The sequence below is a fragment of the Rhodococcus sp. H-CA8f genome (genome assembly GCF_002501585.1).
GTDB lineage: Bacteria > Actinomycetota > Actinomycetes > Mycobacteriales > Mycobacteriaceae > Rhodococcus_F > Rhodococcus_F erythropolis.
In genome coordinates this window covers 2,633,016-2,648,940 of sequence record NZ_CP023720.1, presented here as the reverse complement: position 1 = coordinate 2,648,940, position 15,925 = coordinate 2,633,016, and the positions used below count along the sequence as shown (strand labels likewise).

The window sequence follows — 15,925 nt, the reverse complement described above, 5'->3', positions numbered from 1 at the left end:
GGGCGTTACGGTTCTCTCAAAAGTAGGTGCAGAATCTACGTCCGCGCCTTCTTCTTGGGCGACTTCTTCTTCGGCAGGGGTAGTTCGTCGGCAGTCCGTTGAATGAAGGCGTGCAGGTGATCGAGGTCCTGCAGCCGTTCCTCCGTCACCCGGTAGTAATCCTTCGCTCCCGGGTACGGCGGAGCCAGATCGGCCTCTGATCCGAACTCGGCACTGACCTCGGTGGGTTTGACGAACAGAACGTCTCCGCAGATCAAGCCCACGATCTTCTCGTCGCAATACAATCCGTACTCGCCGAACATCGCCCTTGCCCGCACGTCGAGCGGTTCCAACTGCTCGAGAATGCTCGCCACGGTTTCCTTGCTCGTACTCATGAGAGCAAACTACTCCGGCACCCTGACATACAGACATTCATCGGGGAGCCGGAGTAGTTACGGCGGTATTAGACCTTCGTGATCGCGGCGCGGATACCGTCACCGAGATCGACGGCGTCGTCTCCCGCTTCACCCACCGAGAACGAGGTGGCCAGAACCTCACCGGCGATCAATTCGCGATGACGCTCCGCCCACTCCTTGCAGTCCTGCGGAACCTCGAGTACGACGTTGATCCGGTCCGAGACGTCCAAACCGGCGGCACGACGCGCATCCTGCAACTGACGGATACGGTCCTTCGCCCAGCCCTCGGCTTCGAGTTCCTCCGTCACGACGGAATCGAGTACGACGAGTCCCGCACCGTCTGGCAATGCCGCCGTCGAATCAGGCTCGGCTGCAACCAGTTTCTGCGTGTACTCCTCGGGCAGCAGTTCGATGCCCGCCGCAACTACGACGCCGTCCGCGTTCTCGGCCCAGTCGCCCGCCTTGACCGCCTTGATGACAGTCTGAACGGACTTGCCCAGACGCGGTCCTGCAGCACGCGCGTTGACCGCGATCTCGAAGCGCCCGTGCACGTCGACGTCATCGGTCAGATCGACCTTCTTGACGTTGACCTCGTCGGCAATCAGTCCGAGGAACGGACGCAGACGCTCGGCATCCGGCGCCGCAACCGTGACCTCGGGCAGCGGAAGACGAACTCGCAGATTCTGCGCCTTGCGCAGGCTCAGCACCGTGGAGCACACGGTCCGGACGTCGTCCATCGCCGCTACCAGCTCGGGGTTCGCGGGGAGCTCCGACGCCTCGGGCCAATCAGCCAGGTGAACCGAGCGCTCCCCGGTCAACCCGCGCCAGATCACCTCGGATACCAGCGGCAACAGCGGCGCAGCGAGACGCGTCACGACCTCGAGCACTGTGTGCAGGGTGTCGATCGCGTCGCGATCCTCGTCCCAGAACCGCGAACGAGACCGTCGCACATACCAGTTGGTGAGCGCATCACAGAACAACCGAAGCTCGTCGCACGCGCCGGCGATGTCGTTGACCTCGAGGGCCTCGGTGATCACGTCGCGGGTGGTAGCGAGCTTGGCCAGGATGTACTGATCGAGGATGTTCTCCGAATCGGTACGCCACACACCGGATTCCGGCGCGTACAACTGCAGGAAGCTCCAGGCGTTCCACAGCGGGAGCAACGCCTGACGTACGCCTTCGCGGATGCCCTGCTCGGTCACGATGAGGTTTCCGCCGCGCAAGATCGGCGAAGACATCAGGAACCAGCGCATGGCATCGCTGCCGTCGCGGTTGAACACCTCCTTCACGTCCGGGTAGTTGCCCTTGGACTTGCTCATCTTCAGTCCGTCGTCGCCGAGCACGATGCCGTGCGCAGCAACGGTTTTGAACGCCGGACGATCGAAGAGTGCGGTTGCCAGCACGTGCAGCGTGTAGAACCAGCCGCGAGTCTGCCCGTTGTACTCGACGATGAAATCGCCCGGGAAATGGCCCTCGAACCATTCACGGTTCTCGAATGGGTAGTGCACCTGCGCGTACGGCATCGAACCGGATTCGAACCAGCAGTCGAGCACCTCGGGAACGCGGCGCATCATCGACTTCCCGGTCGGGTCGTCGGGGTTCGGGCGGACCAGGTCGTCGATCATCGGGCGATGCAGATCGGTCGGACGGACGCCGAAGTCTGCCTCCAACTGATCGAGCGAGCCGTACACGTCCGTACGCGGGTACTGCGGATCGTCCGACACCCACACCGGGATCGGGCTGCCCCAGTAGCGGTTTCGGCTGATGTTCCAGTCTCGTGCACCTTCGAGCCACTTGCCGAACTGGCCGTCACGGATGTGCTCGGGCACCCACGTGATGTCCTTGTTCAGCTCGACCATGCGATCTCGGAACTTGGTGACCGCGACGAACCACGAGGGGACCGCCATGTAGATCAGCGGCTGCCCACTGCGCCAACTGTGTGGGTACGAGTGCTCGATCGTCTCGTGCCGCAGCAGCTTTCCGGCAGCCTTGAGGTCCTTGATGATGACCGGGTTGGCGTCGAACACCATCAGACCCTCGTACGGCGGAACCATCGAGGTGAACTTTCCACCCGGATCGAGCGGCTGTACGACCTCGATACCGTTGGCCGTGGCCACGTCCATATCCTCTTCACCGAAAGCCGGTGCGAGGTGGACGATTCCGGTTCCGGAGTCGGTTGTCACGTAGTCCGCCGAGAGCACGACGTGCGCATTCGGATGTCCGAGGAAGAAGTCGAACGGCGGTGTGTACGACAGTCCGACCAGTTCGGCGCCCTTGTGACGGGAAACGACCTCGGGGTCCTCCCCCAGCTCACGTGCGTAATGAGCTACCCGTGCTTCTGCGAGCACGTACCGCTTTCCGTCCTCGCCGAGCACCTGGACGTAGTCGACCTCGGGATGAACCGCAGTGGCCAAGTTGGACGGCAGTGTCCACGGAGTCGTGGTCCAGATGATCGCGTTTGCGCCGTCGAGGGGTGAACCCGGAGCGACCAGCGGCATGTCGACCGTGACTGCAGGATCCTGACGCATCTTGTACGCATCGTCGAGGCGAGTCTCCTGATTGGACAGTGGAGTCTGCTCGTACCAGCTGTAGGGCAGCACACGGAAGCCCTGATAGATCAGGCCCTTGTCGTGCAGCTCCTTGAAGGCCCACATGACGGACTCCATGAAGTCGACGTCCAGGGTCTTGTAGTCGTTGTCGAAATCGACCCAGCGCGCCTGGCGGGTGACGTAGTCACGCCACTCGTCGGTGTACTTGAGCACCGAGGCCTTGCAGTACTCGTTGAACTTGGCCAGACCCATGACTTCGATCTCGGCCTTGTCCTTGATGCCGAGCTGCTTCTCCGCTTCGAGCTCTGCCGGAAGGCCGTGGCAATCCCAGCCGAAGCGTCGTTCGACCTTGCGTCCACGCATTGTCTGGAAGCGCGGCACCAGGTCCTTGACGTACCCCGTCAGCAGGTGGCCGTAGTGCGGCAAACCGTTTGCGAATGGCGGTCCGTCGTAGAAAACGAACTCTTCGTTACCGTCCCGATTGGAAACCGACGCACGGAAGGTGTCGTCGTCGTCCCACTGTTTCAGGACTTTCTGTTCCAGTTCGGGGAACTTGACTCCGGTGTCGGCGGGGACACCGTAGTCGACTTTGGGATACCCGTTACTCGCCATGGCGATCTCCTCGTGCCAGTCGGACTCGGCACGGGGACGACGTGACGCTTGTGCGCCGACACCGCGGTACCACCCCGTTTGCACCCCGCAGATCCGTGCTTTCACACCGGATCTCGAGCTGCCACTCGATCGAGCTGTGACGGGCTCACCCGTTCGGTTCTACTGGGTCCTCGACACGTACGAAAGCGTCGACAACCGTTCTTCCGAAAGCTCCCCGGTGATTGCCGGATCACAGCCTGGTATTCGTGTTGGACAGTCTAATACTCGTCCTGGACCTTGTCGGAACTCGCCCTAGGTCTTGTCGGGGGCACCCGGCGACCCGCCGTGGTTTCCCTGATTGTCGTCGTTGGCAGTAGCTGCATCATCGGTCGAGGAATCCGAGGAACTCTCGACTCGACCGTAAGGCGACGACACGCCGCTGCCCGATATCGGGTCATCCAACGAAGGAACCGCCTTCCTGCTGGTCAGCGCACTGACCAGCAGGAGGACGGCACCTGCTACACAAATCGCGATACATGCCCACGCCCAGATCAGCGACCCTGTGGTCAGGGCAACGATCAGGAGAGCGAAGCCAACTCCCGCGAGAACCAACGTCACGACCAGCACGTATCAACCTTTGTCCGGTCCGATAGCTGAGCCGACGAGGCGCTCTCGGTCAGCTGTTTCCCTTGGCGAAGGACGGGCTGTAGGAATCCTGTCCACCGTCGACCGGAACGGCCGAGCCACGCTGTTCGAGCTCTTCGAGCTGCGATTCCAGGTAGGACTTCAGGCGCACCCGGTACTCACGTTCGAACGTCTTGAGCTGCTCGATACGGCCCTCGAGGACCGAACGCTGCTGGTTGATGGTCGCCATGATTTCGGTGTGCTTCTTCTCGGCGTCTGCCTTGAGAGCGTCTGCCTTCTCCTGAGCCTGGCGAAGCTGGGTCTCAGAGCGAGTCTGAGCGTCGGTCAGCATTGCCTCCGACTTGTTGCGCGCATCCGCGATCATGCCGTCGGCCTTGCTGCGAGCCTCGCTCATGAGCTGCTCGGAGTTGGTGCGAGCACTGCCGAGCAGCTGCTCGGATTCGGTCTTGGCATCGTTGGTGAGGCGATCCGCCATCTCCTGAGCCAGTCCGAGGACCTTCGCGGCCTGCATGTGGGTGTCGCCACTCTGCGGCGCTGCAACGGCAGCGGCGGCGGGAACCGGAGCTGCAACGGGTGCAGGCTTGGGCGGTTCGACGACCCGAGCGGGCTCCGGCTTGGGCTGCGCTGCGACGGGTGCTGCCTGCTGAGCAGGTGCCGGCGACTTCTTGGCAGCCGCGAGCTCCTGATCCAGCTCACCTACGCGCTGGCGCAGGTCCGCATTCTCTTCGATGAGCTGCGACAGCGCCTGCTCGACGAGGTCGAGGAATGCGTCGACCTCGTCCTCGTTGTAGCCACGCTTGCCGATAGGCGGCTTGCTGAACGCAACGTTGTGCACGTCAGCTGGAGTCAGTTGCGGCATGGAAGGATCCCTTCACGCGTCATTTGGCGGTCTAGCAAGCATTCAGTTGCAACACAGTCTACGTAGTGGCGAACCACCGGATGAGTTATGGCTTCCATTCTGGCATACCACTCACTCGGACTGCGCTCAGCGAACAACCGACATCAGGATGATGACGATGAAAAGCAAGACCATGATGGATAGATCCAAGCGAACTCCACCGAGGTTGATCGGGGGGATCAACCTGCGGAGCAGTTTCACCGGAGGATCGGTGATCGTAAAAATGGTTTCGAGAATGACTGCGACCAATCCGGTCGGTCGCCAATCTCTGGCAAACGAACGAACGAACTCGACGATCACTCTGCCGATCAGCAACAGCCAGAAGACAACCAGCACCAGATAGATCACAGAGAGAAGCGCGTCCACACCCTCACTCTGCCTGACTTCTGCGGTGTGTCCAAAACAGACACACCGCAGCAATTCCGGAACCGGCCCGCATCGAGTCCGTCTTGTAACGGCCGGCGATGGGTCCGAATGCGGCGTCCGCCGAGACGGGCCGCCGTTCGAATGTGCTCACGTCACCCCTGCTCAGGGGCCGGACTGCGGTCGAGACCATCATTTCTGGCTGTAGAAACCCGTCTCCGCGATACGACGGCGTTCCTCAGCGGAAACGTCGATGTCAGCCGGTGAGAGAAGAAACACTTTGGTGGCTACCTTGTCGAAAGAACCACGCAATGCGAACGCCAGGCCGGCCGCGAAATCGACCAGACGCTTCGCGTCGGCGTTGCTCATGTCGACCAGATCCATGATGACGGGGGTGCCGTCGCGGAACCGCTCACCGATGGTGCGGGCCTCTGCGTAGCTCTGCGGACGCAGTGTCGTGATCTTGGCGAGCGGGCCGCCGTCATCGACAACAGGCGCACGTCGCGCTTCGGGACGCTCTGCACGGGCGTCGACCGCGAGGTTTCCACGGCTTGCCGGACGCGGCGCCATCGCCGGGCGGCTACTGCGGCTGGGAACGGTGTCGACGCGGGGCCGGGAATCGTAGCGATCGAACTCCGCGTCCTCTTCGTCACGACGACTGGGCGCGTAGCTCGCCTTCGAGAAGGCAGGTTCGACGAACTCGCGGTCGTCGCGCTCGGCATAGCCGTCGTGACTACGACGGGGTGCGCGGCGAGCCTGATCGGGCTCCTCCACGTATTCGTCCTCGTAGTCATCGAGGGGAACCATGCCGAAGTAAGCCTTGAACTTATGCAGGTTGCTCATTGATCGACCTTCCTTGGCGCGGCGGAATCAATCCGACTGCGACCGGTCGCAGCGGTGTGGACGGGTTGGGCGATCACCTGAGCGATCACCTCGAGATTACTGGTCGTGAGCCGAGCAGTGCGGTTCCGACACGCACGCACGTTGATCCGTGGCGCACTGCGGCCTCCAGATCACCGGTCATGCCAGCCGAGAGTTCGGTTGCCCGGGGATGCGATTCGAGAATCAAAAGATGTGCCCTGCGGAGGATTTCGAACTGCTCGTCCGGATCTGATCCAAGTGGCGGGACGGCCATCAGTCCCGCAAATTCGAGACCTTCGGCTGATTCGATCCGCTCGGCGAGAGGGGTTAGCTCTCCCGTCGGAACTCCGCCACGCGCAGGGTCTCCGTCGAGACTTACCTGGATGAGCACCCGCAGCGGCGCTTTACGCTCCCCGTCGGACAAAGCTCCGAGCGCCGCCCGATCGAGTGCATCGGCCAGTCGTGCACTGTCCACCGAGTGAATTGCGTAGGCCCACTTCGCTACCGAACGCGCTTTGTTGCGCTGCAACTGCCCGATCATGTGCCAGCGAACCGGATCGTCGATCGCGCCGCTCTGTGCAGCGCCGTCGAAGTCCGCGACCTTCTCCACTGCTTCCTGCTCACGAGACTCACCGAATTCACGGCAACCCAGTTCGTACAGGATTCGGGCGTCGGACGCCGGAAAGAATTTGGTAACTGGCAGCAGTGCTACGTCGGAAACTTCACGACCGGCGGCAAGGCAGGCGGCCGCCAGCCGCGCACGCACCGAGTCGAGTGCCGTCGATATTTCTGTCAGCCGCATATCCGTCTGGCGCATTTCTGCCTAGACGGTTTCCTGCGCTGCGGGCGCTTCCATCCAGATCACTGCAGCTTGACGCCCGGTCAGAGATTCTCGGCGATGACTGAACAACGCGCGATCCTCGATCGTGCACCGCGGGTCCTCGGCAACACCGGACACACCCGCGGCGAGCAACTGCTTACGCAGTCCCGCACGCAGATCGAGTCCCGGCGTGCCCTTCTCGGTGCGAGTTGCGCTGCCCGGCAAGTGCTTTTCCACGTCCGCACGCATCGCGGCGGGAACCTCGTACTGGCGTCCGCTCGCTGCCGGGCCGAGGAAGGCACCGATACGTGAGACGTCCGCGCCCTGTCGCACCATCTCCGCGAGGACACGCGGGACGATACCGATGCGGGCACCGATCCGTCCGGCATGAACTGCCGCGATCACACCGGCCTCCTCGTCGGAGAGCAGAACGGGAACACAGTCTGCGCTGAGGGTGGCGAGCGCCAGGCCGGGAACGGTGGTGACCAGAGCGTCCGTCACGGGAATCACTTCGTCGGTCGGTTCCGTCACGACAGTGACGTTGCGCGAGTGGATCTGTTCCATCCACACGAGATGGTCAGGCTCGACGCCTATTTCGCGTGCCAGACGACGGCGATTCGCCTCGACGGCTGCCGGATCGTCTCCGACGTGATCGCCGAGATTGAACGACTCGTACGGCGACGCGGAAACACCACCGGCTCGGCTGGTCACGACGCGGCGAATGCGGGTGCGGATGGTCGACTTCTCGGTACTCAAGATAAGTGTGCTCACAAACGTCGAAAGTTGTCGTCCGGCTCAGACGTGACCGGACATCCAGTCAAGAACAGGGTACCCAGAAATTCCGGGCACCCTGTTCTCGAAACTGTTTGTAGCCCTGCGTCAGCGACGCATGAAGACAGGCACATCGACGTCGTCGTCGCCCTCGTCTTCCTGGACCGGCGCATGGCGTGGGCCACCGATCGGAGGCAAGCTACCCGAACCCGTCGTCTCGCGCGCTGCGGAAATCGGCTGCTCGCCAGCAGGTTCGGCGGCCACCGGTGACCGGCCGACCTCACCCGCGCGCCCGGCGCCGATAGCTCCACGTCCCTGTGCGGTCGACTCCACGGGACGACGAGCCGGAGCTCCTCCGTCGAATCCCGCAGCGATGACCGTCACACGAACCTCGTCACCGAGTGAATCGTCGATGACCGTTCCGAAGATGATGTTGGCGTCGATGTGCGCGGCTTCCTGCACCAGCGAAGCCGCCTCGTTGATCTCGAACAGGCCCAGATCGCTACCGCCGGCGATCGACAGGAGAACGCCGCGGGCGCCTTCCATCGATGCTTCGAGGAGAGGCGAATTGATCGCAGATTCCGCCGCCTTGATCGCGCGTCCCTCACCACGTGAGGATCCGATGCCCATCAACGCACTGCCTGCACCGGACATGACACCCTTGACGTCCGCGAAGTCGACGTTGATCAGACCCGGGGTGGTGATGAGGTCGGTGATGCCCTGGACACCGTTGAGGAGAACCTCGTCGGCGCTGCGGAAGGCGTCCATGAGGCTGACGGCCGCGTCACCCAACTGGAGCAGGCGATCGTTGGGAATGACGATCAGCGTGTCGCAGGACTCGCGGAGCGCCTGGATTCCGGTATCCGCCTGTCCCCCACGACGCTTGCCCTCGAAGGAGAACGGCCGAGTCACGACGCCGACGGTGAGTGCGCCCAGCTTCCGGGCGATGCTTGCCACGACAGGGGCACCACCGGTTCCGGTGCCACCACCCTCGCCTGCGGTCACGAACACCATGTCGGCGCCCTTGATGACCTCTTCGATCTCGTCCTTGTGATCTTCGGCTGCCTTGCGACCCACTTCAGGGTCAGCACCGGCGCCGAGGCCACGGGTCAATTCACGACCGACGTCGAGCTTGACGTCGGCGTCACTCATCAGAAGGGCTTGCGCGTCCGTGTTGACCGCGATGAACTCGACTCCCTTGAGTCCCTGTTCGATCATGCGGTTGACTGCGTTCACGCCGCCGCCGCCGATGCCGACGACCTTGATTACGGCGAGGTAGTTGTGCGGGGGCGTCATCGGCTCTCGCCTTCCGTGTCGTGTTTCACGCTGTTTGTCAGTGCTGCTGTCTTTTTACTGCTGCTGTATTTGTAACTGCTGGTGTATTTGTTACTGCTGGTGTTCGAGATAAACTCTAAACCTCAACCACAGGGTTAGAGTTATGTCAAGTATTCGATCTGAAACGAAACGCTATGCACCGTCGTCGCGTTCCGCCATTAGGCGCGCCGAGACACACCGAAGTATTTGCCACGCACCGGCGCACGGGTGCACCGTGCGCTATCGGACCGTCGGAAGATCAGGACTGGACACGTCGTACGTCTGCCCCGGTTGAGTCAACAGAGGAAGCGTCACGGCAGCCTTACGATCCGAGTGCTCGACACCGCCCCAGTTTACGACGCGACCGTCGAGCAGAGTCAGCGTGACACTCGAAATCGACCGAGCGGCAACCTCTCCCACCTGAAATCTCAGATCCGGCGGCAACACCGACAACACCTCGAGCGCGGCAAGCGTCGGCTCGTCGTTCCATCCCGGCGTCGGTGTCACCAGACGCGGAACCCCCGGCGGCGGGACTCCCATCTCGAAGTCGACACCCTTCTCGTCCAGCAGGTGTGCCCCCTCGGGTGAGTCGACGAAGACAACCGGTACCCGTTCGGTGACGGTGACGCGAATGGTCGACGGATACATCCGCTGCACTCGGGCGGAGGCCACCTTCGGAATCGTCGCTACACGTGCGGCGGCGGCGCCTGTGTCGACCCGCATCAACGGCTGACCGGTCGGTACTGCCAGGAGCGAAAGTATCTGTTCCTCACTGACCGTCGTCGCACCGAGAACTTCGGTGCCCCGGACCGAGAGCACCGGAGACAACCAGGCCGTCAGCGCAATTCCCACCACCAGCACGATTGCCAGCGGTGCCACGATCAGCGGTCGCTTGAACCACTTACGAGTCGGCGTGGGTTCGGGAGCCGGCTCCGTCGACCGCGTCGAGTATCGCGATTCGGTGCGAGTACTGCGCCGACGCGTACTGGTGGCTCGCCTGGCCTGAGGATCTCGACGCCCGCGACGACTTCGTGCGTCGGGTGTCATCGCGGCGCGGGATGCGGCGCCGAACGCAAAGCATCGAGGATCTGTTTGCCGAGCATGGTCACGTCACCGGCGCCCATCGTGATGACGATGTCGCCGGGGTGAGCCAACGCCGCCACCTGCTTCGGTGCCTGCGACAGATCGGGTTGATAGTGAACAGGTTTGGTGACCGATTGAGCGACAAGCGCACCGCTGACTCCCGGCATCGGCTCTTCGCGAGCACCGTAGACATCGAGAACCACTACCTCGTCGGCCAAGTCCAGTGCCTGCGCGAACTCCACGGCAAATGCCGCTGTGCGCGAATAGAGGTGAGGTTGGAAGACCACGATCACACGTCCGGCTGCCGAATTGGTCGACGACGAATCATCTTCCGGTCGAACCAGATCCGCGGCCGCGCCGAGAACCGCGCGAACTTCGGTCGGATGGTGGGCGTAGTCGTCGAACACCCGGACACCGCGCTCGCGGCCGGTGAACTGGAAGCGGCGGTGGACGCCACCGAATCCGGCGAGCCCCTCGACGATCTCCTCGGTCTCGGCGCCCGCATCACGGGCGGCCAGCAGGGCGGCAAGTGCGTTGAGCGCCATGTGCCGACCCGGCACTGCCATCCGCACGGTTCGCGCGGCGCTCTCGCCGGCCAGTTGGAACTGCAGGACTCCCCCGACGTCGTGTGCATGGAAGCCCAGTAGTCGGACTCCGACCTCGACGCCGTCGACAGGTTCGAAGGCAGTGCCCGCTTCTACTTCCTGCGCATCCGCTGATCCGTAACCGAGCACACGGATGTCCGAACGACCCGAGGCCACGATTCGCTTCGCGAGATCCGCAGATCCCGGATCGTCGAGGCAAGCAATCAGAAGTCCACCCGGACGTAGCTTGTCGACAAAATCGTCGAACACCTTCACATACGCTTCGACGCTGCCGAAGTAGTCGAGGTGATCGGCCTCGATGTTGGTCACGACGATCACGTTGGGGTCGTACTGAAGCAGCGACCCGTCGCTCTCGTCGGCCTCGGCGACAAAGACGTCACCGCTGCCGTGATGGGCATTCGTGCCCGCCTCGTTGAGTTCGCCGCCAACGGCAAACGAGGGGTCGAAACCGCAGTGCTGCAGGGCGACCACGAGCATCGACGTCGTCGACGTCTTGCCGTGTGTACCCGAAACCAGGAACGTGCGATTGCCCTGCATGAGTGATGCAAGGACAGCCGGCCGAAGAATCACCGGGATTCCGCGGCGAGCGGCCTCGACGAGTTCCGGGTTGTCCTTCGGGATAGCTGCGTGCGTCGTGACGACGACGGTCGGTCCACCTGGCAGCAGGTCGAGAGCATCGGCGTCGTGGCCGATCCGGACCTGTGCCCCGCGTGCACGAAGCGCCAGGACTCCTCGGCTCTCCTTGGCGTCCGAACCCGAGACAAGGCCCCCGCGGGAAAGCAGAATTCGAGCGATGCCGGACATACCGGCACCGCCGATTCCGACCATGTGTACTCGCTCGAGGTGGGCGGGCAGCGCGGTCATCGGTTTCCCCTTGCATTTTCCTGGACGGCGTTTTCCTTTGCCGCGATGTCGAGCACGATCCGTGCGATCTCTGTTGCCGCCGTGCGGTGCCCGACATTGGCAGCGCCACTGCTCATCTTGTCGAGACGCGCGCTGTCGCTCAGCATCGGGACGACGGTGCCGGCGACGAACGTCGGCGTGAGCTCGTTGTCGGAGACGATGATCGCGCCGCCAGCTGCGACAACGGGTTTCGCGTTGAGTTCCTGTTCACCGTTGCCGTGCGGCAGCGGAACGTAAACGGCCGGTAGTCCGACCGCCGAGACCTCGGCGACCGTCATCGCGCCCGAACGACAGATCGTCGCGTCGGCTGCGGCATACGCGAGATCCATCCGCGAAAGATAAGGTACAGCCACATACGGTGCCGTCTCCGAGTACTGCGTGACCTCGAGGGAGTTCTTGGGTCCGTGTGCGTGAAGGACCGAGATCCCGGCCTTCGCCAGTTCTTCCGCTGCTCCGGACACCGCGTCGTTGAGCGACTTCGCGCCTTGCGATCCGCCGAAGACGAGCAGAACGGGACCGTCCTGAGGCAGTCCGAAGTACTCGCGAGCTTGCGAGCGGAGTCCCGCTCGATCGAAATTGGCGATCGACGCGCGAACCGGGATGCCGACGATCTCGGCGTCCTGATCGCCGCGGTTCTTCACTCCGGAACCCGGAACAGCAGCAAGCACCCGCGTCGCCAGGCGAGCACCGATCTTGTTCGCGATGCCGGCACTGGCGTTCGCCTCGTGGATGACGATCGGAATCTTGCGGCGGCGCCGAAGAACACCGCCACGTGCGGCAAGATACGCCGGAAGCGCGACGTAACCACCGAAACCGACGATCACGTCGGCGTCGACGGAATCGAGTACCTCACGGGTCTTGCGCACCGAGGCGAGGATGCGTGTCGGCAGTTTGACGAGATCCATCGTGGGCTTACGAGGAAGCGGAACCGGCGGAATGAGCTCGAGTATGTACCCGCGGGCAGGCACCAAGGTGGTTTCGAGACCACGTGCTGTCCCGAGTGCGGTGATCCTGGTGTCGGGCTGAGCGGCCTTGACCGCGTCCGCGACCGCAAGTGCGGGTTCGATGTGACCAGCCGTGCCTCCCCCTGCCACCACTACCGACAGAGCCGATTTGTTGCCGCTCACCTACGAATTCCTCGCTCTCGAACTTCTCGTGGATCTTGTGCCCTACGTGTCGGCGCCTGCCGACGCTGACCATTCTGCCCTCCCGCGGTGCGCTTCCGTGACCCAGCGGCCGCACCTCGGTTGGAATCCGAGGAAGGGCGAGCGCCTTGATCTGCCCGCTTGCGTCGATCGCCCGTCTCGATCGCGCGCCGGCCGTCGCGTCCGCGTGCCGGTTCGATCTGTCGTGCGGGCTTCGGTCGACGGATAGGCCGGCCCCCTGACGGCGGGTGGTACAGCACCGGCTTGGGCAGTCTGAGCAACTTCGAGATCTTGCCGTCCTGCCCGGAGTTCAGAGCGGCAACTGCTTCTGGCTCGTGGCGCGCTGCATTGGCGATGACCCCGAACATGAACAGCGTGATCGCCAAGGACGAACCACCGGCGGAGACCAAGGGCAACTGGAGTCCGGTCACCGGTAGCAGTCCGATGACGTAACCGATGTTGATCATCGCCTGGCCGACGATCCAGGTAGTTGCGGTGGCCGACAGGAGCCGCCAGAACGGATCGATGCTGCGGGCTGCGATCCGCAATCCCGTGTACACGAATACAGCGAACAAACCGATCACCACAGCGCAGCCGACAAATCCCAGCTCTTCGCCGATGATCGCGAAGATGAAGTCGTTGTGCGCGTTCGGTAGGTAGTTCCATTTGGCGACGCTCTGCCCGAGTCCGCGACCGAAAAAGCCGCCGTCTGCGAGCGAATACAAGGCCTGCTTGGCCTGATAGTTGTTGCCCTGCAGGTCATCGCTCTTGTTGAAGAAGGCCTGGACTCGGTCGGATCGATACCCGGCCGTCATGGCCAGGACAGCGGCGCCGACAACGCCTGTCAGCGCTATCGAGCCGAAGAGTTTCAGTGGAAGCCCACCGAACCACAGCAAGGCCCCGACGATGATTCCCAGTGCGATGGTCGTACTGAGGTTCGGCTGCGCGACGACCAAGGCGAAGACCAGCATCGCAGCGGGCACGAGCGGAATCAGGATCGACTTCACGGATCGGTCGTCCGGACGCCTCGAGGCCAACAGATGCGCGCCCCAGATCGCCAAGGCGACCTTCATGATTTCCGATGGTTGCACCGAGAATCCACCGACGTTGAACCAGCGACGCGCACCCTGCGCTTCGGTGCCGATTCCCGGAATCAGGACGAGTACCAGCATGATCAGCACGACGACGAACAGCGGAAACGAATACTGCCGGAGCACTCTCGCCGGGATCCGCAGCGCGACGTAGAAGAGCACCGCCCCGAGAATCGCGAAGATCAACTGCTGGGTGAACAACGAATATGCCGAGCCACCGGACACGTACTGCTCGACGCTCGACGCCGACAGAACCATCACGAGCCCCAATACAGTCAACATCGTGGCAATCGTCACCACCAGGTGGAACGACGCCAACGGCCGCGCCAACCAGGCACCGATTCGGGTCTTGGGACCCTTGGTCATCGCAAGTTCCCGGCTTGGCCAGGCGAATCCGTGAACGGATCGGGTAATGCGGCTACGGCGGCGGCGAAACTGTCACCACGATGTCCGTAGCTGGCGAACATGTCCAAGGACGCGGCGGCCGGGGCAAATACAACTGCATCACCGGGGGACGCCAACTCGGCAGCTTCGACGACCACTGCGGCCATGACGGCATCCGCGTCGGCACCCGACGGCAGCCGGATGGTGAGAGTCGAGTTGCTGCTGTTTTCGCTCACCGCTTCATCGTCCCCCGACAGCACGTGCACCACGGGAACATCGGGCGCGTGTCGCGCCAGCGCGTCCTCGATCACACCGGCGTCACGGCCGAGAAGAACGGCGCCGGACAGTCTCGGTCCCACTTCGCTCACCAACTGCTCGACGCTTGCGCCCTTGAGCAGACCGCCTGCAACCCAGACGACGCGGTCGTGCGCGAGTATCGACGGCCTGGCTGCGTGCGGATTGGTGGCCTTGGAATCGTCGATGTACACAACGGACCCGACACGACCGACCAGGGCCCCTCGGTGTGGGCCGACCTTGTGTGCGGCCAGACCGCGTTCGACGACGTCGGCCTCGAATCCGAGTGCCCGCGCCAAAGCGGCAGCGGCCAGCGCGTCCATGACGCCTGCCGGGCCGGCCGGATCTATGGAAGCTGCTTCGGCCAGGCGGACGTGATCGCCGAAAGCGTTGTCCACGAGGTGTCCCGCTTCGACACCCAGTTCTCCTTCGCCCGGTTCACCCAATCTGAACCCGGTGACAATGTCTGCAGTTGCGCGAGTTCCCAGTTCGGAAGCGATTGCGTCATCGAGGCCGACCACCGCGACCTTTCCACTCAGCGCCCGCGACTTTGCCTCGGCGTACGCGCTCATTCCGCCGTGCCAGTCGAGGTGATCCTCGGCGACATTGAGGACGACGCCGGCATCCGGACGCACCGAAGGCGCCCAGTGCAATTGGAAAGACGACAGTTCGACAGCGAGGTACTCCACGCGCGGCGACGTCTCGGCGAGTGCGTCGAGTATCGGAAGCCCGATGTTCCCGCAGGCTCGGCCGACAACTCCGGCGGCGTCGAGAATCGACGCCAGCATCGACGTCGTCGTGGTCTTGCCGTTCGTCCCCGTCACGACGAGCCACTTACGGGGACCGCCGAAGTGCCCGCTGTGGTCGACGCGCCACGAGAACTCGACGTCTCCCCAGATGGGAATCCCGTGACCGGCGGCCGCTGCAAGGATCGGTGCATCGGGCCGAAAGCCCGGACTGGTGACGACGAGCCCGTACTCGGTGATCGAATCCGGAGCATCCTCGATCGAGGTGGTGGTCACCATGTCCGCGCCGAGCTCGGCGCAGCGCTCCGCGAAGTCCAAGGTCGAATCGGCGACCGTCACGACAGCACCAAGAGCGACGAGAGGTTCGATGGTCGCTTGACCGGACACCCGCCCTCCGGCGACCAGCACTCGCGTACCGCGGAGCCAGGACAGGTCGTTCTCGGAATCCGCTGAGCTGGTCATGGTTT

General features: G+C 63.2%; 14 protein-coding genes. All 14 read right to left on the bottom strand.

The features are described 5' to 3' along the window. Positions 1-35: 35 nt before the first annotated feature. The 14 genes from CPI83_RS12560 to murD all read right to left on the bottom strand — a co-directional run bounded on the left by CPI83_RS12560 (position 36) and on the right by murD (position 15,920). A complete protein-coding gene (locus tag CPI83_RS12560) occupies positions 36-374 on the bottom strand; it encodes a TfoX/Sxy family protein (RefSeq protein ID WP_084326173.1) in 339 nt (112 codons plus the stop codon). A gap of 68 nt (positions 375-442) precedes the next feature. Then, complete coding sequence (ileS, locus tag CPI83_RS12555; protein ID WP_097388182.1) at positions 443-3,556, bottom strand: isoleucine--tRNA ligase; 3,114 nt, start codon at positions 3,554-3,556, stop codon at positions 443-445. Between the two features lie 291 nt (positions 3,557-3,847). Next, positions 3,848-4,162 carry a hypothetical protein gene (locus tag CPI83_RS12550; RefSeq protein ID WP_020908069.1) on the bottom strand — a complete coding sequence of 105 codons (315 nt, stop codon included), beginning with the start codon at positions 4,160-4,162 and terminating at the stop codon, positions 3,848-3,850. A 49-nt stretch (positions 4,163-4,211) separates the two neighbouring features. Next, the gene (locus CPI83_RS12545) at positions 4,212-5,039 is read right to left on the bottom strand and encodes a DivIVA domain-containing protein (protein ID WP_003941722.1); all 828 of its coding nucleotides are present in this window, start codon (positions 5,037-5,039) and stop codon (positions 4,212-4,214) included. 126 nt (positions 5,040-5,165) lie between these two features. Further along, positions 5,166-5,444, bottom strand: coding sequence for a YggT family protein (locus tag CPI83_RS12540; protein ID WP_003941780.1), 279 nt, complete (start codon positions 5,442-5,444; stop codon positions 5,166-5,168). 189 nt (positions 5,445-5,633) lie between these two features. Continuing rightward, complete coding sequence (locus CPI83_RS12530; RefSeq protein ID WP_003941752.1) at positions 5,634-6,284, bottom strand: cell division protein SepF; 651 nt, start codon at positions 6,282-6,284, stop codon at positions 5,634-5,636. 85 nt (positions 6,285-6,369) lie between these two features. Next, complete coding sequence (locus tag CPI83_RS12525; RefSeq protein WP_019748868.1) at positions 6,370-7,119, bottom strand: YggS family pyridoxal phosphate-dependent enzyme; 750 nt, start codon at positions 7,117-7,119, stop codon at positions 6,370-6,372. 6 nt (positions 7,120-7,125) lie between these two features. After that, positions 7,126-7,893: a peptidoglycan editing factor PgeF gene (pgeF, locus tag CPI83_RS12520; RefSeq protein ID WP_051296029.1), complete on the bottom strand. Its 768-nt coding sequence runs from the start codon at positions 7,891-7,893 to the stop codon at positions 7,126-7,128. 108 nt (positions 7,894-8,001) lie between these two features. Next, the gene (gene ftsZ / locus CPI83_RS12515) at positions 8,002-9,189 is read right to left on the bottom strand and encodes a cell division protein FtsZ (RefSeq protein ID WP_003941788.1); all 1,188 of its coding nucleotides are present in this window, start codon (positions 9,187-9,189) and stop codon (positions 8,002-8,004) included. 258 nt (positions 9,190-9,447) lie between these two features. Further along, a complete protein-coding gene (locus CPI83_RS12510; RefSeq protein WP_019748870.1) occupies positions 9,448-10,254 on the bottom strand; it encodes an FtsQ-type POTRA domain-containing protein in 807 nt (268 codons plus the stop codon). Next, on the bottom strand, positions 10,251-11,759 hold the full coding sequence (murC, locus tag CPI83_RS12505; protein ID WP_019748871.1) for a UDP-N-acetylmuramate--L-alanine ligase: 1,509 nt from the start codon (positions 11,757-11,759) through the stop codon (positions 10,251-10,253). Before murC ends, CPI83_RS12510 begins: the two co-directional genes overlap by 4 nt. Then, positions 11,756-12,925, bottom strand: coding sequence for an undecaprenyldiphospho-muramoylpentapeptide beta-N-acetylglucosaminyltransferase (murG, locus tag CPI83_RS12500; RefSeq protein ID WP_021334090.1), 1,170 nt, complete (start codon positions 12,923-12,925; stop codon positions 11,756-11,758). The genes murC and murG overlap by 4 nt, the downstream gene beginning before the upstream one ends. Next, complete coding sequence (ftsW, locus tag CPI83_RS12495) at positions 12,922-14,400, bottom strand: putative lipid II flippase FtsW (protein WP_020908072.1); 1,479 nt, start codon at positions 14,398-14,400, stop codon at positions 12,922-12,924. Before ftsW ends, murG begins: the two co-directional genes overlap by 4 nt. Then, positions 14,397-15,920: a UDP-N-acetylmuramoyl-L-alanine--D-glutamate ligase gene (murD, locus tag CPI83_RS12490; protein ID WP_097387280.1), complete on the bottom strand. Its 1,524-nt coding sequence runs from the start codon at positions 15,918-15,920 to the stop codon at positions 14,397-14,399. The genes ftsW and murD overlap by 4 nt, the downstream gene beginning before the upstream one ends. Positions 15,921-15,925 lie beyond the last annotated feature (5 nt).

Bases quoted from the DNA above. Each gene is read 5' to 3' on its own strand.
- CPI83_RS12560 (WP_084326173.1), bottom strand. From the start codon at position 374: ATGAGTACGAGCAAGGAAACCGTGGCGAGCATTCTCGAGCAGTTGGAA.
- ileS (WP_097388182.1), bottom strand. From the start codon at position 3,556: ATGGCGAGTAACGGGTATCCCAAAGTCGACTACGGTGTCCCCGCCGAC.
- CPI83_RS12545 (WP_003941722.1), bottom strand. From the start codon at position 5,039: ATGCCGCAACTGACTCCAGCTGACGTGCACAACGTTGCGTTCAGCAAG.
- CPI83_RS12530 (WP_003941752.1), bottom strand. From the start codon at position 6,284: ATGAGCAACCTGCATAAGTTCAAGGCTTACTTCGGCATGGTTCCCCTC.
- CPI83_RS12525 (WP_019748868.1), bottom strand. From the start codon at position 7,119: ATGCGCCAGACGGATATGCGGCTGACAGAAATATCGACGGCACTCGAC.
- ftsZ (WP_003941788.1), bottom strand. From the start codon at position 9,189: ATGACGCCCCCGCACAACTACCTCGCCGTAATCAAGGTCGTCGGCATC.
- CPI83_RS12510 (WP_019748870.1), bottom strand. From the start codon at position 10,254: ATGACACCCGACGCACGAAGTCGTCGCGGGCGTCGAGATCCTCAGGCC.
- murC (WP_019748871.1), bottom strand. From the start codon at position 11,759: ATGACCGCGCTGCCCGCCCACCTCGAGCGAGTACACATGGTCGGAATC.
- ftsW (WP_020908072.1), bottom strand. From the start codon at position 14,400: ATGACCAAGGGTCCCAAGACCCGAATCGGTGCCTGGTTGGCGCGGCCG.
- murD (WP_097387280.1), bottom strand. From the start codon at position 15,920: ATGACCAGCTCAGCGGATTCCGAGAACGACCTGTCCTGGCTCCGCGGT.